The organism is Aurantiacibacter rhizosphaerae, assembly GCF_009807005.1.
GTDB classification, from domain to species: Bacteria; Pseudomonadota; Alphaproteobacteria; order Sphingomonadales; family Sphingomonadaceae; genus Alteraurantiacibacter; species Alteraurantiacibacter rhizosphaerae.
Genome location: NZ_WUBR01000002.1, coordinates 541,273 through 563,464, shown reverse-complemented (window position 1 = coordinate 563,464; position 22,192 = coordinate 541,273). Strand labels below are relative to the sequence as shown.

At 61.5% G+C, this 22,192-nt stretch carries 28 protein-coding genes and 1 tRNA gene; 20 read left to right on the top strand and 9 right to left on the bottom strand.

The features are described 5' to 3' along the window. Positions 1-130 precede the first annotated feature (130 nt). Positions 131-745 carry an NAD(P)-dependent oxidoreductase gene (locus GRF63_RS10210; protein ID WP_160485894.1) on the top strand — a complete coding sequence of 205 codons (615 nt, stop codon included), beginning with the start codon at positions 131-133 and terminating at the stop codon, positions 743-745. Between the two features lie 30 nt (positions 746-775). Here GRF63_RS10210 and gloB read toward each other — a convergent pair whose 3' ends face one another. Beyond that, positions 776-1,537, bottom strand: a complete 762-nt coding sequence (gene gloB, locus GRF63_RS10205; RefSeq protein WP_160485893.1) for a hydroxyacylglutathione hydrolase — start codon at positions 1,535-1,537, stop codon at positions 776-778. Positions 1,538-1,635: 98 nt separating this feature from the next. Further along, on the bottom strand, positions 1,636-3,348 hold the full coding sequence (gene rpsA, locus GRF63_RS10200) for a 30S ribosomal protein S1 (RefSeq protein ID WP_160485892.1): 1,713 nt from the start codon (positions 3,346-3,348) through the stop codon (positions 1,636-1,638). Between the two features lie 327 nt (positions 3,349-3,675). Here rpsA and GRF63_RS10195 point away from each other — a divergent pair, with 327 nt between their 5' ends. After that, the gene (locus GRF63_RS10195; protein WP_160485891.1) at positions 3,676-4,164 is read left to right on the top strand and encodes an Mpo1 family 2-hydroxy fatty acid dioxygenase; all 489 of its coding nucleotides are present in this window, start codon (positions 3,676-3,678) and stop codon (positions 4,162-4,164) included. Positions 4,165-4,177: 13 nt separating this feature from the next. Here the strand turns inward: GRF63_RS10195 and GRF63_RS10190 are convergent, their stop codons facing one another. Genes GRF63_RS10190 through aroA form a run of 3 tightly spaced genes read right to left on the bottom strand, consistent with a single transcriptional unit; the run spans position 4,178 to position 6,422 of the window. Next, the gene (locus GRF63_RS10190; RefSeq protein ID WP_160485890.1) at positions 4,178-4,813 is read right to left on the bottom strand and encodes a (d)CMP kinase; all 636 of its coding nucleotides are present in this window, start codon (positions 4,811-4,813) and stop codon (positions 4,178-4,180) included. Next, positions 4,810-5,085 (bottom strand): CBU_0592 family membrane protein, encoded by a 276-nt coding sequence (locus tag GRF63_RS10185; RefSeq protein ID WP_160485889.1) that lies wholly within the window; start codon positions 5,083-5,085, stop codon positions 4,810-4,812. The genes GRF63_RS10190 and GRF63_RS10185 overlap by 4 nt, the downstream gene beginning before the upstream one ends. After that, positions 5,085-6,422 (bottom strand): 3-phosphoshikimate 1-carboxyvinyltransferase, encoded by a 1,338-nt coding sequence (gene aroA / locus GRF63_RS10180; protein WP_237392411.1) that lies wholly within the window; start codon positions 6,420-6,422, stop codon positions 5,085-5,087. Before aroA ends, GRF63_RS10185 begins: the two co-directional genes overlap by 1 nt. Positions 6,423-6,585: 163 nt before the next feature. Between aroA and GRF63_RS10175 the strand changes: the two genes are divergently transcribed. The 16 genes from GRF63_RS10175 to GRF63_RS10100 all read left to right on the top strand — a co-directional run bounded on the left by GRF63_RS10175 (position 6,586) and on the right by GRF63_RS10100 (position 17,967). Further along, positions 6,586-6,909: a TIGR02300 family protein gene (locus tag GRF63_RS10175; RefSeq protein WP_160485887.1), complete on the top strand. Its 324-nt coding sequence runs from the start codon at positions 6,586-6,588 to the stop codon at positions 6,907-6,909. 409 nt (positions 6,910-7,318) lie between these two features. Then, positions 7,319-7,394: transfer RNA gene (locus GRF63_RS10170), tRNA-Ala, on the top strand. Between the two features lie 117 nt (positions 7,395-7,511). Next, entirely contained in the window at positions 7,512-8,987 is a 1,476-nt protein-coding gene (gene ffh / locus GRF63_RS10165; protein WP_160485886.1) for a signal recognition particle protein, read from the top strand. Positions 8,988-9,024: 37 nt separating this feature from the next. Continuing rightward, positions 9,025-9,546 (top strand): 30S ribosomal protein S16, encoded by a 522-nt coding sequence (gene rpsP, locus GRF63_RS10160; RefSeq protein ID WP_160485885.1) that lies wholly within the window; start codon positions 9,025-9,027, stop codon positions 9,544-9,546. 49 nt (positions 9,547-9,595) lie between these two features. Continuing rightward, positions 9,596-10,102 (top strand): ribosome maturation factor RimM, encoded by a 507-nt coding sequence (rimM, locus tag GRF63_RS10155; RefSeq protein WP_160485884.1) that lies wholly within the window; start codon positions 9,596-9,598, stop codon positions 10,100-10,102. 72 nt (positions 10,103-10,174) lie between these two features. Beyond that, on the top strand, positions 10,175-10,540 hold the full coding sequence (locus GRF63_RS10150) for a hypothetical protein (RefSeq protein ID WP_160485883.1): 366 nt from the start codon (positions 10,175-10,177) through the stop codon (positions 10,538-10,540). 47 nt (positions 10,541-10,587) lie between these two features. After that, the gene (locus tag GRF63_RS10145) at positions 10,588-11,169 is read left to right on the top strand and encodes a glycine-rich domain-containing protein (RefSeq protein ID WP_160485882.1); all 582 of its coding nucleotides are present in this window, start codon (positions 10,588-10,590) and stop codon (positions 11,167-11,169) included. A gap of 4 nt (positions 11,170-11,173) precedes the next feature. Next, positions 11,174-11,995, top strand: a complete 822-nt coding sequence (locus GRF63_RS10140) for a TIGR04222 domain-containing membrane protein (RefSeq protein WP_160485881.1) — start codon at positions 11,174-11,176, stop codon at positions 11,993-11,995. A gap of 82 nt (positions 11,996-12,077) precedes the next feature. Beyond that, positions 12,078-12,407, top strand: coding sequence for a hypothetical protein (locus GRF63_RS10135; protein ID WP_160485880.1), 330 nt, complete (start codon positions 12,078-12,080; stop codon positions 12,405-12,407). Further along, positions 12,404-13,144, top strand: a complete 741-nt coding sequence (trmD, locus tag GRF63_RS10130) for a tRNA (guanosine(37)-N1)-methyltransferase TrmD (protein ID WP_160485879.1) — start codon at positions 12,404-12,406, stop codon at positions 13,142-13,144. Before GRF63_RS10135 ends, trmD begins: the two co-directional genes overlap by 4 nt. A gap of 3 nt (positions 13,145-13,147) precedes the next feature. Beyond that, entirely contained in the window at positions 13,148-13,519 is a 372-nt protein-coding gene (gene rplS / locus GRF63_RS10125; protein ID WP_160485878.1) for a 50S ribosomal protein L19, read from the top strand. Positions 13,520-13,864: 345 nt separating this feature from the next. After that, a complete protein-coding gene (locus GRF63_RS10120; protein ID WP_160485877.1) occupies positions 13,865-14,890 on the top strand; it encodes an aspartate-semialdehyde dehydrogenase in 1,026 nt (341 codons plus the stop codon). 5 nt (positions 14,891-14,895) lie between these two features. Next, positions 14,896-15,456 carry a hypothetical protein gene (locus tag GRF63_RS10115; protein ID WP_160485876.1) on the top strand — a complete coding sequence of 187 codons (561 nt, stop codon included), beginning with the start codon at positions 14,896-14,898 and terminating at the stop codon, positions 15,454-15,456. Further along, a complete protein-coding gene (locus tag GRF63_RS10110) occupies positions 15,453-16,157 on the top strand; it encodes a hypothetical protein (RefSeq protein WP_160485875.1) in 705 nt (234 codons plus the stop codon). Before GRF63_RS10115 ends, GRF63_RS10110 begins: the two co-directional genes overlap by 4 nt. After that, on the top strand, positions 16,154-16,894 hold the full coding sequence (locus GRF63_RS10105; protein WP_160485874.1) for an alpha/beta fold hydrolase: 741 nt from the start codon (positions 16,154-16,156) through the stop codon (positions 16,892-16,894). Before GRF63_RS10110 ends, GRF63_RS10105 begins: the two co-directional genes overlap by 4 nt. A 53-nt stretch (positions 16,895-16,947) precedes the next feature. Beyond that, the gene (locus GRF63_RS10100) at positions 16,948-17,967 is read left to right on the top strand and encodes a YncE family protein (protein WP_160485873.1); all 1,020 of its coding nucleotides are present in this window, start codon (positions 16,948-16,950) and stop codon (positions 17,965-17,967) included. 36 nt (positions 17,968-18,003) lie between these two features. On the opposite strand, the gene GRF63_RS10095 is transcribed toward GRF63_RS10100, so the two are convergent. From GRF63_RS10095 to rpsF, 4 genes are all read right to left on the bottom strand, one after another. Beyond that, entirely contained in the window at positions 18,004-19,098 is a 1,095-nt protein-coding gene (locus tag GRF63_RS10095; RefSeq protein WP_160485872.1) for a hypothetical protein, read from the bottom strand. Positions 19,099-19,204: 106 nt separating this feature from the next. After that, positions 19,205-19,852 (bottom strand): 50S ribosomal protein L9, encoded by a 648-nt coding sequence (rplI, locus tag GRF63_RS10090; protein ID WP_160485871.1) that lies wholly within the window; start codon positions 19,850-19,852, stop codon positions 19,205-19,207. A gap of 14 nt (positions 19,853-19,866) precedes the next feature. Continuing rightward, positions 19,867-20,091 carry a 30S ribosomal protein S18 gene (rpsR, locus tag GRF63_RS10085; RefSeq protein WP_160485870.1) on the bottom strand — a complete coding sequence of 75 codons (225 nt, stop codon included), beginning with the start codon at positions 20,089-20,091 and terminating at the stop codon, positions 19,867-19,869. After that, positions 20,091-20,456, bottom strand: a complete 366-nt coding sequence (rpsF, locus tag GRF63_RS10080) for a 30S ribosomal protein S6 (protein ID WP_160485869.1) — start codon at positions 20,454-20,456, stop codon at positions 20,091-20,093. The genes rpsR and rpsF overlap by 1 nt, the downstream gene beginning before the upstream one ends. Positions 20,457-20,642: 186 nt before the next feature. Between rpsF and GRF63_RS10075 the strand changes: the two genes are divergently transcribed. Further along, positions 20,643-21,155, top strand: coding sequence for a DUF3237 family protein (locus tag GRF63_RS10075; protein WP_160485868.1), 513 nt, complete (start codon positions 20,643-20,645; stop codon positions 21,153-21,155). 74 nt (positions 21,156-21,229) lie between these two features. Further along, the gene (locus tag GRF63_RS10070; RefSeq protein WP_160485867.1) at positions 21,230-22,177 is read left to right on the top strand and encodes a DUF808 domain-containing protein; all 948 of its coding nucleotides are present in this window, start codon (positions 21,230-21,232) and stop codon (positions 22,175-22,177) included. Positions 22,178-22,192 lie beyond the last annotated feature (15 nt).

The following is a 22,192-nucleotide window of genomic DNA, read 5'->3' as shown; positions in this document are numbered from 1 at the left end:
AGGCCACGGTTCGACAAACGAGCCCTCGCTTCGGCGGGGGCTTTTTGTTTGCGCCGCCCGTTTGCATGGGCCATTTCACTGGCGATGTCCGGCACGGTAAGCGTTGCGGGCGCGAATGGGAGAATGACAGATGCATGTTGCGGTACTGGGGGCGAGCGGCAAGGGCGGCTCCGAAATCGTCAAGGAGCTTGTCGCGCGGGGGCACACCGTCACCGGCATTGCGCGCAGTCCGGACGCAATTCCGCAGCTTGACGGGGTCACCGCAAAGGCGGGCGATGCCAGCAAACCGGCCGAGCTTGCCGCGCATCTTGCTGGTGCAGATGCGGTAATCAGCGCGATCCATTTCAACGTGTCATGCGAAACTCTTCTGACCGCTGTGCGTCAGGCCGATGCTGATCGTCTGCTGATCATGGGCGGCGCAGCCAGCCTGCTGGGGCCCGACGGGGTGAAGCTGTTCGATTCGCCCAATTTCCCCGAAGAGATCAAACCGATGGTGAAACCTGCGATCGATTTCCTCGAGGAATTGCGCGGTGAGACCGAGATCGACTGGACGTTCTTCTCGCCTGCGATGATGATCTTCGAAGGTGACCGCAAAGGCCCCGGCAGCTTCCGCCTTGGTGGGGATGAGCTGGTGACTGACGCCGATGGCAACAGCAAGATCAGCTACGCCGATTACGCCATCGCCATGGTGGATGAGCTGGAACAGCACCAGCACAGCCGCAAGCGATTTACCGCGGCCTACTGACAGCAGACCGCAAGGCGGCGCTTCTCGCTCTCAGAAATTGTCCTTCGCGGCCCTTAGCGCGGCAAAGGTTTCGTGCGGTGCATCGCCGCCCCAGCGCACCTGCATCGCGGGATCGTCAGCGCGCAGGAAGGGGTTGGTCTTCAACTCCCGGCCAAGGGGGAAGGGCACTGTCCACTCACCCGCCGCACGCTTCCGCTCGATCTCTTCAGCATAGGATTGCAAGGCGCTGTTCTCAGGATCGGCATGCAGTGCGAAGGCGGCATTGGCCTTGGTGTACTCATGCGCGCAATAGAGTGTGGTCTCTGACGGCATGTCCTTGATCCGGGTCAGGCTGTCCCAGAATTGCGGGGCGGTGCCTTCGAACATGCGGCCACAGCCAAGCGCGAACACGCTGTCTCCCACGAAGGCCATGCCGCTGTCAGCCAGGTGGTAGGCGATGTGGCCCATGGTATGGCCGCCAACATCGATCACGCGGGCGCTGTGGTTGCCCAGAGTCACTGTATCGCCATGGCCAACCGTGCGGTCCACCGCCGCGATCTTTGCTGCATCGTTTGCCGGGGCGGTGATTGTGCAACCTGTGGCCGCCTTGATCGCTTCGTTCCCGCCAGCGTGATCGGGGTGCCAGTGGGTGTTCCAGATCTGGGTGATCGTCCACCCCTTGGCCTTGGCCTGCTTCAGATACTCCTCGGCATCGGGGGTATCGATACAGGCGGTTTCGCCGCTGTCGGGATCGTGCAGCAGGAAGCCGTAATTGTCGGAAAGGCAGGGGAACTGGTGAACTTCTAGGGTCATGACGCCCATTCTACACGAGCCCAAGACGTAGAAAAGGCCCGCCTGCGGTTTGCGCAGACGGGCCTTTCCCTATGCTCTTACAAAGAGGCGGTAGGAGCTTAGTCCTTGTCGCCTTCCTTCTTCAGTGCGGCGCCCAGGATGTCGCCCAGCGATGCGCCAGAGTCGGCGGAACCGAACTGTGCAACGGCTTCCTTCTCTTCGGCGATCTGGTGTGCCTTGATGGAGAAGTTGGGCTTCTTCGAACGGTCGAAGCCGGTGACCATGGCATCCACCTTCTGGCCGGTCTGGAAACGATCGGGACGCTGTTCGTCACGGTCGCGGCCCAGGTCCGAACGCTTGATGAAGCCGGTTGCGCCATCGTCGCCAACCTGAACTTCGAGGCCGCCATCGCGGACTTCCAGAACGGTGACGGTGACAACTTCGCCGCGACGCAGCGAACCGGCACCAGCAGCGCCTTCAGCCGAGGGAGCACCCTTTTCAAGCTGCTTCATGCCGAGGCTGATGCGTTCCTTGTCGACGTCGACATCCAGAACCACGGCTTCGACTTCTTCACCCTTGCGGTGCAGGGCCAGCGCGTCTTCACCCGAGATGCCCCAGGCGATGTCGGACATGTGAACCATGCCGTCCACGTCGCCGGGCAGGCCGATGAACAGGCCGAATTCGGTAGCGTTCTTGACTTCGCCCTGGACGGTGGAGCCGACCGGGAATTTCTCTGCGAAATCGTCCCACGGGTTGGACTGGGCCTGCTTGAGGCCGAGCGAGATGCGACGCTTCTCGGAATCGACTTCCAGAACCATCACTTCCACTTCCTGCGAGGTGGAGACGATCTTGCCCGGATGCACGTTCTTCTTGGTCCAGCTCATTTCGGAAACGTGGACCAGGCCTTCGATGCCCGGCTCCAGTTCCACGAAGGCACCATATTCGGTGATGTTGGTAACCTGGCCGGTGACCTTGGCACCCACGGGATACTTGGCGCCAACGCCTTCCCACGGATCGCTTTCCAGCTGCTTCATGCCCAGCGAGATACGCTGCGTTTCGGCATTGATGCGGATGATCTGCACGGTCACGGTCTGGCCGATCTCGATCACTTCGCTGGGGTGGTTGACGCGCTTGTAGCTCATGTCGGTGACATGCAGCAGGCCGTCGATACCGCCCAGATCCACGAAGGCACCGTAATCGGTGATGTTCTTCACCACGCCATCGGTGATCTGGCCTTCTGCCAGCTTGTCGATCAGCTCGCTGCGCTGTTCGGCGCGGGTTTCTTCCAGCACGGCACGGCGCGAGACGACGATGTTGCCGCGACGACGATCCATCTTCAGGATCTGGAAGGGCTGCGGCACATCCATCAGCGGGGTCACGTCACGCACGGGGCGGATATCGACCTGCGAACCGGGCAGGAAGGCCACGGCACCGTCGAGATCGACGGTGAAGCCACCCTTCACGCGGCCGAAGATGCGGCCTTCGACGCGCTTGCCTTCGCCAAATTCGTTTTCCAGCTTGTCCCAGGCAGCTTCGCGGCGGGCGCGGTCGCGGCTGAGCATTGCTTCGCCGTCGGCGTTCTCGACGCGATCGACGAAGACTTCCACTTCGCTGCCGACGCTGAGACCATGCTCGCCATCGACGCGGGAGAATTCCTTGAGGTTGATGCGGCCTTCGCTCTTGAGGCCTACATCGACGACCGCCATGCCGTTTTCGATTGCGGTGACGGTTCCCTTGACGACGCGACCTTCGAAGCCGCCCTCGGCACCGCCGAGTTGTTCGTCAAGCATTGCCGCGAAATCGTCGCGGCTCGGATTGGCAGAAGTAGCCATGTAACGGTGTTCCTAATCAATCATTTTACCGGCCACCCAGTTTTGCTGGGGGTCTTGTCTCCGCGCCTCGCGGGATTGCGAGAAGCGGGCCAAAGGGCCGAACTGCCCATGCGGCCTCATGCCGGCACAGGCGTTCTCCGGGTGGCAGGCTGCGAATACGCAAATCATCATGGCATAGGCGTCGTTGCGCCCCGGTGGAAAGCCGACCATGCTGGCTTGGCATTCGAAGACATGTGATCCGCCCATCGAACGGACGCGCGCCTAGGCGAAAACGCGAAGTTTGGCAAGCGAATTGCGGCCCGGCGCGGGCCGGGGTAGGGTGCTGTGATGAGCGCTCTGGCAAAATCCCTCTCCTCCTACCGCGAGTACCATCGCGACCATCGCAATGTGGCTACGCATGCGGTGGGGATCCCGATGATCGTATTCGGGGTGGAGATACTGCTTTCGCGGCCCGTGTGGGTTACCGAGTTCTTCACGCTGACCCCGGCCGTGGTGGCGACGGTTGCGGCGGCGTTCTATTACCTGAAGCTGGATCGGCAGCTTGGCGGAGCGATGGCGCTGATCCTGATCGTGCTTGCTTGGCTTGGCCTGCAAATCGCGCAGGGCAGCACAGTGCTGTGGTTGGGATCAGGCATCGGCCTGTTCGTGGTGGGCTGGATCTTCCAGCTGGTGGGCCACAAGTTCGAAGGCCGCAAGCCTGCCTTCATCGATGATCTGCGCAGTCTGCTGATCGGCCCGATCTTCGTCCTCGCAGAGGCGCTGTTTGCGCTTGGCATGCTGGATGAATTGAAGCGGGAATTGGAGAAGGGGCGCTAGATAGCCCCAATCTTCAAGATTTCGGCTGTTTTCCCTTCGCTTCCAGCACGGCATCAATCGCAGCCGCAATGCTGGCATCCTTGTCCAGCGCGGTGGTATCCAGCACGAAGGCGTCTGGCGCCACCGTCAGCGGGGCGGTTTCGCGATTCTGATCGCGCTCGTCACGGCGGCGCAGATCGTCCTCGATCTCCAGCAGGGTGTGGCTCTCGCCGCGGTCGCGCATTTCCTGCCAGCGACGCTTCGCCCGCGCTTCCACGCTGGCGGTGACGAACAGTTTCGCATCCGCATTGGGCGCAATCACGGTGCCGATATCGCGCCCGTCCAGCACCGCGCCTCCCGGCTGCCCGGCAAAGGCCTGCTGCCGCTGCAACAATGCCCTGCGCACGCCCGGATGCACGGAAACCCGGCTCGCCAGACCGCCAGTCGCTTCGCTGCGCAAGTCAGGATGGCCAAGCAGTTCGTTTGGAAAGTTGGTGGCCGAAAGGGCTTCGGAAGGATCGTTGGGATCGCCGCCATAAAGGGCCACCTGATAGCCCACCGCGCGATACAGCAGGCCTGTATCAAGATGCGGAAGACCGAAATGCCGGGCCAGCGCCTTGGCAATAGTGCCCTTGCCCGATGCGGTGGGGCCATCGACGGCGATGATCATGATTCGCGCGCTCCTTCTTCGGTTCGCCTGCGTCCACGAATGGCCTTGGTAAGGCCCCACAGCGCAATCGTCGCCCAGAAAGCTTCCAGTATCAGGCTGGGCCAGTTGGTATGCACCACCAGCGAAATGGTCAGCAACGATGCGCCGACAAGATTGGTGCCGTGCAGGATGAAGGGGTTCGGTTTCTCGACCGCTGTCAGATAGCCATATGCGCCGATGATGCAGACGGTGCCGAACATGCCGATGACGGAATAGATATCGAAATCGGCCATCACGCGCTCGCGCTTTCCAGCAGTCTCTCAAAGGTCGGGAAGCTGGTGGCAATGGGGCCGGTATCGTCCAGCGCCACGCCATCGCGGCTGACGATGCCCGCTACCGCCATGGCCATGGCAATGCGGTGGTCGAGGTGGGTGGTGACCTCAGCACCTTCGGGCGTTCCAGGCAGGGGAGTGCCGCCCGTGCCATGGATGGTGAGCCCGTCCTCCTGCTCCTCAACCCGCGCGCCTGCTAGTTTCAGCGCGGCGGCCATAGCGGCAAGGCGATCCGATTCCTTTACGCGCAATTCTTCAAGGCCGGTGGTGGTGGTGGTCCCCTCCGCCAGCGCGGCGGCGACGAACAGCACGGGAAATTCATCCACCATCGCCGGCACCACGGCGGGATCGACCTCCACTCCTATCAGCGCGGAATGGCGCACGCGCAGATCCGCCACCGGCTCTCCTCCGACTTCGCGCCTGTCCAGTTCCTCGATCTGTCCGCCCATATCGCGCAGAACATCGAACAGCGCGGCGCGGGTGGGATTGAGGCCGACGTTTTCGATCACAAGGTCGCTGCCTTCCACCAGCAGCGCGGCGACAACGAAGAACGCAGCGGATGACGGGTCGCCCGGCACAACGATGTCCTGAGGCTGCAACTCCGCCTCTCCGTGAATGGCGATTACGCGCTCCCCGTTTTCCTCGCCCACGTCCAGCTTCGCGCCAAAGCCGCGCAGCATGCGTTCAGAATGGTCGCGCGTGGGCACAGGCTCGATCACCGTGGTGATGCCTGCGGTGTTCAGGCCCGCCAGCAGCACCGCGCTTTTCACCTGTGCCGATGCCACTGGCAGGCGATAGGTGATCGGCACGGCGGGGGAAATACCACGCAGCATCAGCGGCAGGGTACCGCCTGAAGATGCCTCGAACGAAGCGCCTATTTGCGAGAGCGGGTCGATCACACGGCCCATCGGACGCTTGGAGAGGCTAGCATCGCCGGTAAACATCGCGGTGATCGGATGGCTGGCGATCAGGCCCATCAGCAACCGCGTGCTGGTGCCGCTATTGCCCATTTCCAGCGCAGCATCAGGTTGCAGCAGCGCGCCGACACCCACGCCGTTGATTCGCCAGGTGGCATCCGCGCCCCGTTCCACCGAAGCGCCCATCGCGCGCATGGCGGCGGCTGTGGCGAGGACGTCCTCCCCTTCCAGCAGCCCGGTTACGCGCGTTTCGCCAACTGCCAATGCGCCCAGCATTATGGAGCGATGGCTGATGGATTTATCACCCGGCACGCGGATACGGCCGGTAAGCGCACCCTGTTTTACAAAGCGTTTGGGGGAGGGCGGGTTGGAATGGCTCAAGGCTCTGCCTATCTGGTCTTGGTGAAGCAGGCGCTTTGACAGCGGCATGCCCCTATGGCAAGGCGCGCCCGCTTGCGATTCCGCACCTCATCCAAACAGTTCGGGGCGCGGACAGCATATCAGTTTTCCCGGAAACCCTCCGGACGAGATTAAGGACATACACATGGTCAAAGCAGAATGGGGCACAAAGCGCACCTGCCCCAAGTGCGGTGAACGTTTCTACGACCTGGGCAAGGAAGACCCGGTAACCTGCATCGAATGCGGCAATGAATGGACGCCGGAGCCCGTGCTCAAGTCCAAGCAGCCCATTCCGTTCGAGGAAGAAAAGAAGGACGAGAAGAAGGAAGCGGATTCCGATCTCGCCGATGACGATCTGGATATCGATGTCGATGATGACGACGATTCGCCGGATAACGACGTCGACCTTGGCGGCGATGACGATCTCGGCGTGAAAACCGCCGATGACGAAAAGGAAGATGATAGTTAGGTTGTTGTTTGGCCCTCAGGCGCCGGGCGGACGCCGTCCGGCGTCCTTGGCTTTCCTCGCATAAGCTCGGGCGCGCGGTCGCGCTTGCGTTCGCTTCGCGCCCGGGACTTGTGCCAGCCTTCGAATAAAGCGCGGGCTACGGTCCGCGCCTAGCGGATCGCAAGGCCGACTGGCCGCCCGCAGGTGCCGCGCAGCGAAGCGGAGGGAATAGCACCGAGGATGATTGCGCGGAGGCGCAATCGAAAAACAAGCAAACCCCGGAACTTTGGCACCGACGCATCGGTGTCAAAGGCAAATAAGGGGTTGCACAAAATCCGGCCCCCGAATAAAGGGCCACCTCCCAACGCCGATGGGCAACCACTGGCAGAGGGAATTCGCATCTGGTACGATGCGGAATGTCGATGGATAAGGGGCCTTAGCTCAGCTGGGAGAGCGCAACACTGGCAGTGTTGAGGTCAGCGGTTCGATCCCGCTAGGCTCCACCATCGAAGCATTTTTGAAACGGGCCCCGCAAAAGGGTGCTCACGCTGGCTGACGAGTTTTCGTCCGCCGGCGTTTTTGGTATTTGGCGAATATTCGCCGCACAGGAGCAAAAGTAGCGCATGTTCGATACGCTGTCCGATCGCCTGAATAGTGTCTTTGACCGCCTGCGCGGTCGTGGTGCGCTTGGCGAACAGGATGTGCGCGATGCCATGCGCGAAGTGCGCGTTGCGCTGCTGGAAGCGGACGTGGCGCTGCCTGTCGCGCGCGAATTCATCGCCAAGGTGACAGAACGCGCCGTCGGCCAGGAAGTCCTGAAGTCCGTCACCCCCGGCCAGCAGGTGATCAAGATCGTCAATGACGAGCTGATCGCGATGCTGGGCGGAAAGGACGAGGGCGCAGGCGATGCCTCGCCCATCAACCTCGATGTGCGCCCGCCCGCCGTTATCATGATGGTGGGCCTGCAGGGTTCGGGTAAAACCACCAGCACCGCCAAGATCGCCAAGCTGCTGAAGGACAAGCAGGGCAAGAAGCCGCTGATGGCCTCGCTCGACGTCAATCGTCCTGCGGCGCAGGAGCAGCTGGCCGTTCTGGGTGAGCAGACAGGCGTTGCTACCTTGCCGATCGTGCAGGGCCAGCAACCGGTCGATATTGCCAAGCGCGCGATGCAATCGGCAAAACTGCAGAATTTCGACGTGCTGCTGCTGGATACAGCCGGCCGCCTGCATGTTGACGAAGCGCTGATGGCCGAGATGAAGGCTGTTGCCGGCGCATCGGACCCTGCCGAAGTGCTGCTGGTGGTGGATGCGCTGACAGGTCAGGACGCCGTCAACGTCGCGCAAAGCTTCACCAGCGAAGTGCCGCTGACAGGCGTGGTGCTTACCCGCATGGATGGCGATGCGCGCGGCGGTGCGGCGCTTTCGATGCGGGCCGTTACCGGCAAGCCCATCAAGTTTGCCGGTACGGGTGAGAAGCTGGACGCGATCGAGCGGTTCCACCCCTCGCGCGTTGCCGATCGCATCCTTGGCATGGGCGACGTGGTTTCGCTGGTGGAAAAGGCCGCCGAAAGCATCAAGGCGGAAGAGGCCGAGGAACTCGCCAACCGCATGATGAAGGGCAAGTTCGACCTGAACGACCTTCGCAAGCAGTTGCAGCAGATGCAGAACATGGGCGGCCTGGGCATGCTGGCAGGCATGATGCCCGGCATGAAAAAGGCGAAGGCCGCGATGGCCAATGCCGATATGGATGACAAGGTGCTGGTGCACATGGATGCCGTCATCTCCTCCATGACCAAGAAGGAGCGGGCCAATCCCGCGCTGCTGAACGCCAAGCGTAAAAAGCGCATCGCGGCGGGCAGCGGGCGCAGCGTGCAGGAGGTGAACAAGATCCTCAAGATGCACCAGGAAATGGGCCGCGCCATGAAGCAGATTAAGAAGATGGGCGGCATGAAAGGCCTTGCTGCCCTGTTCGGCGGCGGTGGCGGCGGCGGAATGGGCGGGGCGCCCAGCGGCGCACCGGGCCTGCCCGGCGGCGGAATGCCCGGACTTCCCGGCGGGCAGATCCCCCCGGAAATGCAAGATTTTCTCAAAAAGAAATAAGTTTATTCAAGAATTTGGAATTGAAAGGTAATCTATAATGGCAATTGCACTTCGTCTTTCTCGCGGTGGCGCCAAGAAGCGCCCTTACTATCGCATCGTGGCTGCTGACAGCCGCCGTGCCCGTGATGGCAAGTATCTGGAGCAGCTGGGCACCTACAACCCCATGCTCCCCAAGGATTCTGAAGAGCGCGTGAAGCTGAACGAAGATCGCATTCGTTACTGGCTGGGCGTTGGCGCACAGCCGAGCGACCGCGTGCTGCGCTTCCTGGACGCTGCCGGCATCATGGAACGTGAAGCCCGCAACAACCCGAACAAGGCCAAGCCCGGCGAAAAGGCTACCGAGCGCGCCGAGGAAAAGGCCACCAAGGCTGCCGAAGCCAAGGAAGCTGAAGAGGCTGCCAAGGCCGAAGCTGAAGAAGCTGCCAAGGCTCCGGCTGCTGAAGAAGCACCCGCCGAGGAAGAAGGCGCTGCTGCCGAAGCTGCGGAAACCGCCGATGAAGCCAAGGAAGAAGCTCCTGCAGAGGAAGCTGCTGCCGAAGAAGAGAAGTCGGAAGGCTGATCTCTCGCTGTCCCGCTTCATTGCGGGATAGCGGATCAGGCATGCTGATATGACCGACACCAAGCCCGTCACCCTGGCCGCCATTATCGGCGCGCACGGCGTGGCGGGCGAAGTGCGTCTGAAGCTGTTTGGCGAAGGCGTGGAATCGCTGAAGGGCCATAAGACCTTCAACGATGGCGCCTTCACCCTGAAAAAAGTGCGGGACGATAACAAGGGCGGCGCCATTGCCCGCCTTGCCGAAGTGGACAGCCGCTCTGCCGCGGAAAAGCTGCGCGGCACCACGTTGACCGTCCCACGGGAGGCGCTGCCTCCGCTGCCCGAAGGCGAATATTACCACGCGGATATCATTGGCCTTGCCGCCGTCTCCACCACGAAGGAGCCGCTGGGCACAGTGATCGCCGTGCAAAATTTCGGCGCAGGCGACGTGATAGAAATCCAGCGGCCGGAGCAGGACGGCAAGCCCGGCAAGACCTTCATGGTGCCCATGCGGGTAGAGGCCGTGCCCGGCTGGGACGGTAAAACCATCACCATCACGGACGACTTCGCAGACCAGTAATCGCGTGCCTTGCGGCAGGCGTCCTATAACGCTAATACACTTGGCGGGACGATAAGCGAAGGATCGATAATCATGTGGGTTTTGTGGGTCTCGCTGACCATTGCAATGATCGCGGCCATGTCTGCCGGGCTGGCGCTGGGCATGCATCTGCTGTTCCCCAGGATGGCGGAGCGTGCACGCATATTGTGGGCATCGGGCCTTGCGGCGTTTCTGCCCATGAGCCTCGCCTTCGGTGGCTTCTTCCTAGAGGCTGACGTGAGCGGCGATGATTTCTGGCTCAGCACGCTGGCGCTGGTGCTTCTCAGCTTCCTCATCCTCTCCGTTTGCTGTCTGCCGCCCGCCTATCTCGCAACCACGCGGCTGGCGCGGGGCAGGGACGAGGACACGGACAAGGCGCCCACGCTGGATACGCAGGAGCCGGACCTGATCGAGGGGTGAACTCGTCGTGTAGTGACTGGCTCACATCAGGGTGATAGCGTTTGCGCATGGCGACAGTTCTTTCGACAAAGGCGGATCACGATGCGCTGAGAGCGCGACTGTTCACACATTCGATCGGGCCGGATACCGCCACCCTCTCCTTTGCGAAAAGACTGGCGCGGGAGAACCGCTGGACGACGTCCTATGCCAGGCGTGTGATCCAAGAATATTACCGCTTCTGCTTCCTTGCGGTTACCGCCGGGCACGAGGTTACCCCGTCGGACCAGGTGGACCAGGCCTGGCACCTGCACCTCACCTACAGCCGTGATTACTGGGAGCATTTCTGCCCGAATGTGCTGGGCGCGCCATTGCACCACGGGCCAACTGGCGGAGGTGGGGATGAACGCGCGCGCTATTACGAACAATATGCGCAAACGCTGAAAAGCTATCAGGAGGCTTTTGACGAAACCCCGCCGGAGGATATCTGGTCTCCGGCGGCTGAACGCTTTGGCGAGCATACGCACGCTTTTCGCATTCGCCCCTCGCAGGTGATATTTCTGAAAGATGCTGTCGGTATTGCGGGCGCCATATTCGCAGGGCTAGTCTTGCTGAGCATTGGATACGCGCTGGGCGCGAATTTCGGGGGGTAGGGGAATGGAAATCGGTTTTGCCAGCTATTCCGGGGCGGATTTCCTGCTGTTCTATGCTGCGCTAATCATGGCCGCGATTGCCGCTGGCATCTGGATCCCGGCAGCGATGCGGCCTGACGGACGGCCATCGCAGCCCGCCGATGCGGAGGAGCTGGCTTATCTGGCTGGCGGCACGCCGCGCTTTGTGGAAAGCGTTGTGGCCGCCCTGTTCGCGCGCCGGGCGTTGCAGGTGGAAAAGAAGACGATCGTCAAGACAACGGGGGCGCAAGGGGAGACGCCGGCGGAGAAGAGCCTGATGCGCCACGTGGGCGATCTCAGCTGGTCTGCTGCCAAGGCCAATCTTGATGGCCATGCCGATGCGATTGACCGCGACCTGACGCGTAGAGGCTTGCTGGTCGATCCGGCAGAGCGGCTGACGCTGCGCCTGATGCCCGTGCTGCCTTATGTCTTTCTGCTGCTGCTGGGGGCCTTCCGCTGGCAGGCCGGGTCTGCCGAGGGGGAGCCGGTGGGTTTCCTCACCACGATGATGATCATCACAGGCGTGCTGGCCGTTATCCGGCTGGCAAAGTTCAACCCGCGCACACGGGCAGGGGATGCCGCGCTGGCATCGGCGATGGCGACTGCTCAGCGCCTGCGCCGCGCCACCACTTCGGGGGAAGCGGGGCTGGCTGTCGGACTGTTTGGCACGGCGGTGCTGGTGGGCACGCCCTATGCGCCCTTGCATGCCATGCGGCAGAGCGCTGGCGGAGCGAGCACCGATAGCGGCGATAGTGGCGGCGATGGCGGCGGGGGTTGCGGCGGCGGCTGTGGCGGCTGCGGGGGATAATGTAAGCAGGCAATCGCGCGGTTTTGCCGTCAATGCCGCGGCCTGAATTGCGCCCCGCCGCTTTCCTGCCTAACGCTTGGCCATGATCGAACAATATCTCATCTTCATCGCCGTGATCGTGATCCCGTTTCCTATCGGCTTCGCGCTGGCGCATTTCCGACCGCACAGCAAAAGCCTGAAGAACGCAGCCCTGTCAGCGCTGCCGATTGCGCTGCCGTGCTTTGCCTATGCCATCTGGATCGCGCTGACGCAGGATCTTTCCTGCCCGGCGCAGGGCCCGTGTGAGAACATGGCGCAGATCTGGCTGATCGCGCTGTGTGTTATCGGCGTGCTGACCGGGGTGACAGGCTTTGGCGTCGGTCTGCTGGGCGATGCCTATGCGCGCCGCCGGGCTCAGGAGCGCAAGCTGTGACCTTCGCCGCCACGGTCCTTACGCTTTATCCGGAGATGTTTCCCGGCCCCTTGCGCCAATCCATCGCGGGCCGCGCGCTGGAGGAGCAGAAATGGTCCATCGACACCATACAGATCCGCGATTTCGCGACCGACAAGCACCGCACGGTGGACGATACGCCCGCTGGCGGCGGCGCGGGCATGGTGCTGAAGACAGATGTGCTGGGCGCGGCGGTGGATCACGCCATCGCCCTGCATCCCGATGCGTCGATCCTGGCGATGACGCCGCGCGGCAAACCCATCACGCAGGCACGCATACGCCAGATTGCCACGGGGCCGGGCGTCACCCTGCTGTGCGGCCGTTTCGAAGGCTTTGACGAACGCATTTTCGATGCGCGTCCGCAGATCGAGCAGGTATCGCTGGCCGACATCGTGCTGTCAGGCGGAGAACCCGCGGCGCTGGCCATACTCGATGCTTGCATTCGGCTGCTTCCCGGCGTAATGGGCGCGGCTTCCAGCGGGACTGAAGAGTCGTTCGAGGACGGCCTGCTTGAGTACCCGCAATATACCCGACCTCCGGAATGGGAAGGGCGCACGATCCCTGAAGTGCTGCGATCGGGGGATCATGCGAAAATCGCGGCGTGGCGAAAGCAGCGCAGCGAGGAAGATACACGGTTACGCAGGCCGGACCTATGGGAACTCCATGGTGGAGCTCCGGGCCAGTCTGCCTCTGATGCGCGGCAAAAAGATAAGGATTGACCAATGGGTCTGATTCAAGAGCTCGAGGCGGAAGCCATCGCAGCACTCAAAGAGGGAAAAGAAATCCCTGACTTCCGCGCCGGTGACACGGTCCGCGTCGGCGTCCGCGTCGTCGAAGGGCAGCGCACCCGCGTCCAGAACTTCGAAGGCGTGGTGATCGCGCGTTCGAACCGTTCGATCAACTCGAATTTCACCGTTCGCAAGATCAGCTTCGGCGAAGGTGTGGAACGTGTGTTCCCGCTGTATTCGCCCAACATCGACAACATCACCGTGGTACGCCGCGGCGTGGTGCGTCGTGCAAAGCTGTATTACCTGCGCGGCCGCACCGGCAAGCGCGCACGTATCGCCGAACGTCGGGACAACGTCGCCAAGTAAGCGCGAGCGTTTTCTCGAACCGCACATGAAAAGGGGCGGCTTCCCGAATGTGGAGGCCGCCCCTTTATCATTTGTGCGATTATCGATCTAACCAGGATCGCTACATGGGCATGCGGGGCTCAGGGTTTTTCCGCATCTCCTTTCGCAGGATTGAAGGAATTGGGTTAAGAAAGCGTTACCAGGCGTGGTTACCGCGATCGGGTGCGCGCGTGCAGAACCGCGCTTTTTCCACCCCGTTTCGGGCGTGCATCGCCAAGGTCAGTCTCTTTTGAAACCGCCTTTGGTATTGCATGTGCGAAAAGGCGCGCTAGCTAGCGCGCGACTATCAATGGAGTGAGTTTCAAAATGGGTTACCGTGTTGCAGTTGTCGGAGCGACGGGAAATGTCGGACGCGAGATGCTTGCCATCCTTGCGGAGCGCGAATTCCCGATGGACGAGGTGGCCGCAGTTGCGTCCTCCCGCTCAACCGGTGCCGAGGTTGAAATTGGCGACAGCGGCAAGATGGTGAAATGCAAGAATCTGGAGCATTTCGACTTTTCCGGCTGGGACATCGCCCTGTTCGCCTGCGGCAGCGCGGCGACGAAAACCTATGCGCCCAAGGCTGCGGCCGCGGGCTGCGTGGTGATCGACAACTCCAGCCTCTATCGCATGGACCCCGATGTGCCGCTGATCGTGCCGGAAGTGAACCCGGATGACATCGACGGCTATACCAAGCGCAACATCATCGCCAATCCCAACTGCTCCACCGCGCAGATGGTGGTGGCGCTGAAGCCGCTGCACGATGCCGCCAAGATCAAGCGCGTGGTCGTCTCCACCTACCAGTCCGTTTCCGGCGCAGGCAAATCGGGCATGGACGAACTGTTCGAACAGAGTCGCGCCATCTTCGTGGGCGATCAGGTGGAGGCGCGCACCTTTACCAAGCAGATCGCCTTCAACGTCATCCCGCATATCGATGTGTTCATGGATGACGGTTCCACCAAGGAAGAGTGGAAGATGGTGGTGGAAACCAAGAAGATCCTCGATCCCAAGGTCAAGGTCTCGGTCACCTGCGTGCGCGTGCCCGTGTTCGTCGGCCATTCCGAGGCGATCACCATCGAATTCGAGAACGAGATCACCGCCGCCCAGGCGCAGGATATCCTGCGTGAAGCGCCCGGCATCATGCTGGTGGATAAGCGCGAGGACGGCGGATACGTCACCCCGGTGGAAGCTGCCGGAGACGGCGCCACCTACATCAGCCGCGTGCGCGAGGATTCCACCGTGGATAACGGCTTGATCCTGTGGTGCGTCTCGGACAATCTGCGCAAAGGGGCGGCATTGAATGCAGTCCAGATTGCCGAACTGCTCGGCCGTCGTCACTTGCAGAAAGGATAACGCCCATGCGCCGCCTCGCCCTGATTGCCCTCCCGCTGATGCTTGCTGCCTGCGGGGACGCACCTGATGGCTCTGCGGACGACATTACCGCAGCCGACGATGGCGCAATGGGTGAGGACAATCCGATGGCCGATGCCACGCTGGAACTGCAGGGCACGGGCATCGTGATCCCCGCGCAATCGGGTTTTGAGGAACTGGCCGTGCCTTTCGGCTCTGCCCGCGCGCCGACAGAGGCAACGCTGGGCAATGTGCTGGGCCGCGCCGTGGACGAAACCGATACGCCCAATGATTGCGGGCTGACATACACCGCCTATGAAGGGCTCAGCCTGAACTTCCGCGATGGCCAGTTCGTGGGCTATTGGGCCGAACCGCCCTACGTGCCCGAAACCACCCGTGCCGCCATGCTGGCGGACGAGAATATCAGAATGGTCGAAGACAGCACCGTGGGGCCGGAATTCGTGATGGGCGCAGAAGAGGTGCCCGACATCGGCGGCCTGTTCACCGGCGAAGGCGATGATGCCAGCGTGCAGGCACTGTGGGCAGGCGAGAACTGCATCGCGCGATGAGCGGCGTCATCGGACCGGACAGCCCTCCGCAGGACGTTTGGTCAGCCATCTCGTCGGAATATCACCGACCCCAAGAGAAAAACGAAGTTCCGCATGTTCATGGCTGGTCCTATCTGTCGACACCGCTCGCCAGAAGGGACCAGCCAAAACTGGTCACGATCGGACTGAAACCGGGCGGTGAGTGGGATGTGGCGAGAGACGGTCCTATTCAGGAAGATCTTTCTGCAGAGGGCAAAGAGCCCGATTTCAACGCCTATTTCGATCAGCCTTGGAACAACACCGGCTTCACGCCGCTGCAAACACAGATCCAGAATCTTCACAAGCTGCACTTTCAGCAAGTACCAAAGGACGAAATTCTCTCGTTTCAATACATTCCCTTCCGCAGTCCGACATGGAATGAGTTTCCCGCAGCGCAGCGCCAGCGCGCCGCCCGGTTTGGAACCCATCTTCTGGATTGGACCCTGGCCAATATCGGGTTGGAGACGACCGTAGTCGGCTTTGGACTGGGTGTAGTACAAGACAGAATTGAAAGCTGGTTCAGAGTAATCGAAAGCAGGGATATCGAGGTTGGCTGGGGAAATATCACCGCCACCGTCTGCGAAACACCCAAATGTAAGCGCCTGATACTTCTACCTCATCTCAGCAGGTATCAGATAATCGGTCGCAAGGAATTTGTCAGGGCCGACGAGGTTTTCCAATGAGCGTTATCACCACACCCGACGGTACGAACATCGCCATCCATCGCATGGGCGCGGGCCGGCCGGTCCTGATGCTGCACGGCCTGTTTTCCAGCGCGGCGATGAACTGGATGAAGTTTGGTCATGCAAAGCTGCTGGCGGACAATGGCTTTGAATGCATCATGCCCGATTGGCGCGTGCACGGGGATAGCGATGCGCCCACCGATGCGGCGCTCTATACGCCCGGCGTGCTGGTGCGCGATGCGCTGCATATCGTGGAAACGCTGAAGCTGACGGATTACGACCTCGTTGGCTTCTCCCTTGGCGCGCGGACGGCCACCAGTGCGGTGATTGCCGGGCTGACGCCGCGCAGGCTGGTGCTGGGCGGCATGGGGATAGAGGGGCTGTCCAACTGGCAGGTCCGGTCTGCGTTCTTCGTGGACATGATAGACCAGTTTGACGAGATCGAGCGCGGCGATCCTGCGTTCATGGCGAAAAGTTTCATGAAGGGGCAGGGCATCGATCCCGTAGCCGCGCGTCTGCTGTTGACGAAGGGCGTGGAGGATATCGAGATTGCGCAGCTATCGCGCATTACCATGCCCACGCTGGTGCTGATCGGCGATGACGATCGCGACAATGGATCGCCGGAAAAGCTGCGCGATGCCTTGCCCGATGCGACGATGGCCGTGGTGCCGGGCAATCACATGGGCAGCGTGGCAAAGCCCGATATGGGCCGGGCGATCCTGGAATTCCTTTCCTGACGGCGCGATGTTAGGCTGGCAGGCGATAGGACGTTAATCCGGAGCCTGACATCATGCGCATCTGCCTCGCCATTACAGCCCTGGTCGCGCTTGCCGCTTGTGGCGGTAACTCCGATGCAGAGATACCCGGACCGGTCATGTTCCAGCATGGCAGCCAAGGCGCGCTGCTTGTGGCGAACAAGCGCGGGGCCAGCCTCTCCCGCTTGGATATCGCCAATGGGGAGGAAACCCACCGCGCGCAGACTTGCGAGAACCCGCATGAGCTGACCGTGTCACCCGATGGCGCTCAGGTGATGGTTGCGTGTTACTCGGGCACTTCGGTGCAGGTCTTTACCACGGACGATCTCACTCCGGTAAGCGAGATTGAGCTGGGCGAACAGGCGCGGGTTCATGCGGCCATCTGGCTTGATGACGGCCGCGTGATTGCGGGCGCAGAGGGGCGCGGATCGCTGTTCGTGATCGAGGGCGCAGGGACCGGCGAGCCTTCCGTTACGGAAATCGGCGCGAACGGGCCTCCTTACGCACCGGGCGCGCATCTGCTGGCCGTGGATGCGGGTGGCCGCTATGCCTGGGGCACTATCATCCCCACAGGAGAAGTGGTGCGATACGACCTTGGCGAAGGCGCGGAAGCTGCGCGGCGCAAGGTGGGAGAGGATATAGAGGCTATCGCGCTCTCGCCCGATGGCGCTGATCTGTGGGTATCCTCCAACTCCGCCAATCAGGCCTATCGCCTCGATCCCGTAACGCTGGAACCGCGCGGACGGGTGGCAACAAGCGATGTACCGATCAGGCTGGCGATGCACCCGTCTGGCGAGTTTGTCGTCAGCAGCAATTTTGGCGGTGGCGATCTATCGGTGATCGACACGGAAACGGGCGAGGTGGTCCGCACGATACCCGTATCCGGCAGCAGCGATGCGGTGCAGGTAACGCTGGTGTTCAGCGAAGATGGAGACAGGCTCTACGCAGCCGAAACCGCGACCGATACGATTGCGGAAGTTGATTTCGCCAGCGGCGAAGTGCTGCGCCGCTTGCCGACCGGGCCGGGCGGCGATGGGCTGGCCGTGGTGGATTAAGCCCGGCGCGCTGACCATGTCGCGCCGCCGGTAAAGCTACTGTCGTTGCGGCCATAATGGCAGATGGCGGCGTGAAGGGCGCTGACCTTGCAAAGCCAGATTGGTGCGCGGCAATTGCGCCTCGATCTTCGCAGGAAGTAGCGCGAGCAGTCCGATCCGCAAACGAATCCAGCCATAATTGAACAACAGCAGGCCAGCGCCCGCGATTATCATGCCGACGACGACAGCACCTTCGTCCTCTCCGAAAATACCGATTACAGGAAGCAGCACTCCTGTCAGGAGCGACCTGCGGTCCAGCAGCAGCGAAATGATCGCGGCGACGAAGATCATCATGGCGAGCCACGGTATATCCGTGAATGCCAGCCCGGTCAGGATGAAATGGCCATTGATCACTTCTCCGCCCGTAAGTAGGCTGAATATGGCGCGCGTGACGAGAAAGCCCGCAGTGCAATGCAACCAGAAGGCCACCTGCGATCTTTCGGTTTCGCGGCGGATATCGCTCAGGTCCCACCAGATCGCCCAGAGAAGCGTCAGGATTGCAAGAACCAGCGCCACGACGGCTGGAAGCCAATTGATCACGTCAAAGCCATACATGCCGCGACTGTAGTTCTGAACGACATTGATAATGACGAGGCTTGCGCCCGTCATGGCGACTGCAAAAGTTGGCGGAAAACGGAACCTGCGCCAATATATCCACGTCGCGAGTGCGGTAAGGCCAACGACGATTACAGCGTTCTTGAACTGCGCGTGATTGCCCCACACTCCGGCGGCTTCAAGCGCAGCCGGAACAACCACCACGGCATTGAACAACCAGGACAGCAACAGTACGGAGGCGAGCGCAGGCCCCGCGCGCATATCGATTTTGCAGGCGATGGCGAATGTCACTGCGGCAAGGATGAAACACAAGAGCACCATCTGAATCTTGATCGCCAACAGCGAAAGTGCGGCAAGAATCAGGCCCATTCCCATCGCGCTGACAAGGTCGGCGTAGCCACCGAACAAGCGGAATTTCTCCGCACTGGAATGGGGTATGCCATCGGATTGTGCCTGGAAATTGCGCAGGGCAATGGCGACGTGTTCGTCGATAATGCCCGCCCTGGCAGCTGCATCCAGATCGATTTCAGATCGCATGTCGAAAGACTAATGCGACAACTTTTAACAAGATCATATCCCGCAAAGAAAAAGGGGCGCCGCCATTGCTGGCAGCGCCCCGTTTTCTTGATCAGCCTTGAAGGCTTCAGGCGTTTTCTTCGCCTTCGGCTTCTTCGCCCGCAGCGTCTTCAGCCGAGGCTTCTTCGCCTTCGTCCGCGCTGGGCAGCTCGCCCAGTTCACGGTCGGGGTCCAGTTCTTCCTGGAAGCCTTCGCCAGCGATGGCGCGGGTTTCTTCTTCGGCAGCCTGCTTGAGGATGTCGACGCCCTGGCTCTGCAGTTCGGCTTCATCTTCGGAGCGGGCGACGTTGGCCTTCACCGTGATTTCGACTTCGGCGTGCAGCGCGATGGTGACATCGAACATGCCGATGGTCTTGATGGGCGCGCCCATGATGACCTGCTTCTTGTCAACATCGTGGCCCTTGGCCACCAGACCGGCAGCAATGTCACGCACGTTGACAGAGCCATACAGCTGGCCGGCGTTGGAGGCGGCGCGGATCAGGACGATCTCTGTGCCTTCAACGGTCTCGCCCTGCTTCTGGGCTGCGGTGCGCTTCTCGGCGTTTTCGGCTTCCAGCTTCTCGCGATTGGCTTCGAAGACCTTCTTGTTCGCCTCATTGGCGCGAAGAGCCTTCTTCTGCGGCAGCAGGAAGTTACGGGCGTAGCCGTCCTTCACGGTGACGACATCGCCGATGGCACCGAGGTTACCAACGCGTTCGAGGAGGATGATATCCATGATGTATGCTCCTCTTACTTAACGATGTAGGGCAGCAGGCCCAGGTGACGGGCGCGCTTGATGGCCTTGGCCAGTTCACGCTGCTTCTTTGCAGAAACGGCGGTGATGCGGCTGGGCACGATCTTGCCACGCTCGGACATGAAGCCCTGCAGCAGGCGCACGTCCTTGTAATCGATGACGGGGGCGTCCTTGCCGTTGAACGGGCAGGACTTGCGACGACGGTAAAACGGGCGGGCCATCAGTTACGCTCCTCACGGTCGGAACGGCGCTTCTTGTCGCGATCGTTCTTGCGCATCATGGCGGACGGGCCGTCTTCATGCTCTTCAACGGCGATGGTGAGCCAGCGGATCACGTCTTCGTTGATGCGGTTCTGACGCTCCAGCTCGGCCACGAGGGAACCGGGTCCCTCGATGTTGAGCATTACGAAATGCGCCTTGCGGTTACGGTCGATCTTGTATGCGAGGGACTTGAGGCCCCAGGTCTCGGTCTTGATGACCTTGCCGTCGTTAGCTTCCACGATTTCCGTGGCGCTGGCAGCAAGCGCGTCTACCTGAGCCTGGCTCAGATCCTGACGCGCGAGGAAAACATGCTCGTAAAGAGCCATGTGCGCTTCCTTTCAATTCATGCCGATCGCTGACATTGGCACGGCGAATTCCGTGCGCGTCCCTCCGGCTTTCTTCTAAAATCCGCAGGCGACGATCATTCGCCCGATACTGCGGAAGGCGCGCACATAGCGCAATTGCGCCCAGATGCAAGCGGCGTTAGGTGTGGCGCGAGGAGAGATTTACACATGCGTTTCAACATTGCCACTGCCGCGGCTGCCGCCGCCACTGCTGCCACCATCGCCCTTGCCGCGCCAGCCGCCGCGCAGGAGGCACCGCAGCTCACCCATGTCTTTACCATTACCGCCGAAATTGACGAGGCCGTGGACGTGGGCGAAACCGTGCGCGGTGCCCGCCGCTTCATCCCCATCACCGGCGGACAGGTGGAAGGCGAAGGCATCAACGGCACCGTGCGGGGCGGGGCGTGGGACTGGCAGATAGACCGGCCCGATGGCTGCACGGATCTGGAGGCCGACTATTTCATCGAAACCGATGATGGCGCCCTTATCAACGTGATCAACCGCGCCACCATCTGCCCGCCCGCAGATGGCAGCAGGCCGCCTGTCTTCACCAGCCCCAGTTTCGAGCCGCCGATGGGCGATTATCAGTGGCTGGGGCAGGGCGTATTCGTCGGCCAGTTGCAGATGGCCGAAAACCATCCCGTGCCCGCCGTGCAAATCGCGATCTATCGCGTGGAATGATTGCGCCGGGCACTTCCCAGGCCTTCCAAGCGTTGGCACACCAGCATTCACCAATAATCTGACCGGAGAATTCCATGCCAGGTGGCCTCGTAGCCCTGCTAGACGACGTTTCGATCATCGCCCGCACCGCTTCTGCCAGCGTTGATGACATCGCCGCCGCCGCAGGCCGCGCCGGGTCAAAGACGGCAGGCGTGGTGATCGACGATGCCGCCGTCACGCCCAGCTATGTGACCGGGCTTTCGCCTGCGCGAGAGCTGCCGATTATCTGGAACATCACCAAGGGCAGTTTGAAGAACAAGCTGCTGATCCTGCTGCCGGGTGCCTTGCTTTTGAGTGAGTTTCTTCCGCAGGCGATCGTCTTCATCCTGATGCTGGGCGGGGCCTACCTTTCCTACGAAGGCGCGGAAAAGGTCATCGAGAAGCTGGGCGGAGAAAAGCACGGCAAGACGGTGGATGACGTGATCGAGGACCCCGCCGCTTTCGAAAAGCAAAGGACATCGGGGGCCATCCGCACGGACCTGATCCTTTCGGCAGAGATCATGGCGATCACTCTGAATGAGGTCGCCGCAGAAGACCTGATTACGCGCGCCGGCGTGCTGGCCATCGTGGGCGTTGCCGTGACGGTATTCGTCTATGGCGCTGTCGGCCTGATCGTGAAGATGGACGACATCGGCCTGCATCTGAAGAAAGAAGGCGGCAGCAACGCAAGCCGCAAGTTTGGCCAGATGCTGCTGTCGGCCATGCCCAAGCTGCTGATCGCGCTGAGCTTCATCGGCACCATCGCCATGCTGTGGGTTGGCGGCGGCATTATCCTGCATGGCCTTGCCGAAATCGGCATCGCCGGGCCGGAGCACTGGGTGGAAGGCATTGAGCACGGCGTCTCCGCGATTGCGGGCGGCCTGTTCGGCTGGCTAACCTTTGCCGGATTCTCTGCGATCACCGGCCTGCTGCTGGGCGGCGTGATCTTCTTCGTGCTGCACAAGATATTCGGCCTGGGTCACGAAACCGGGGCCGGCCACTGAGTTGAACGCCAGGGG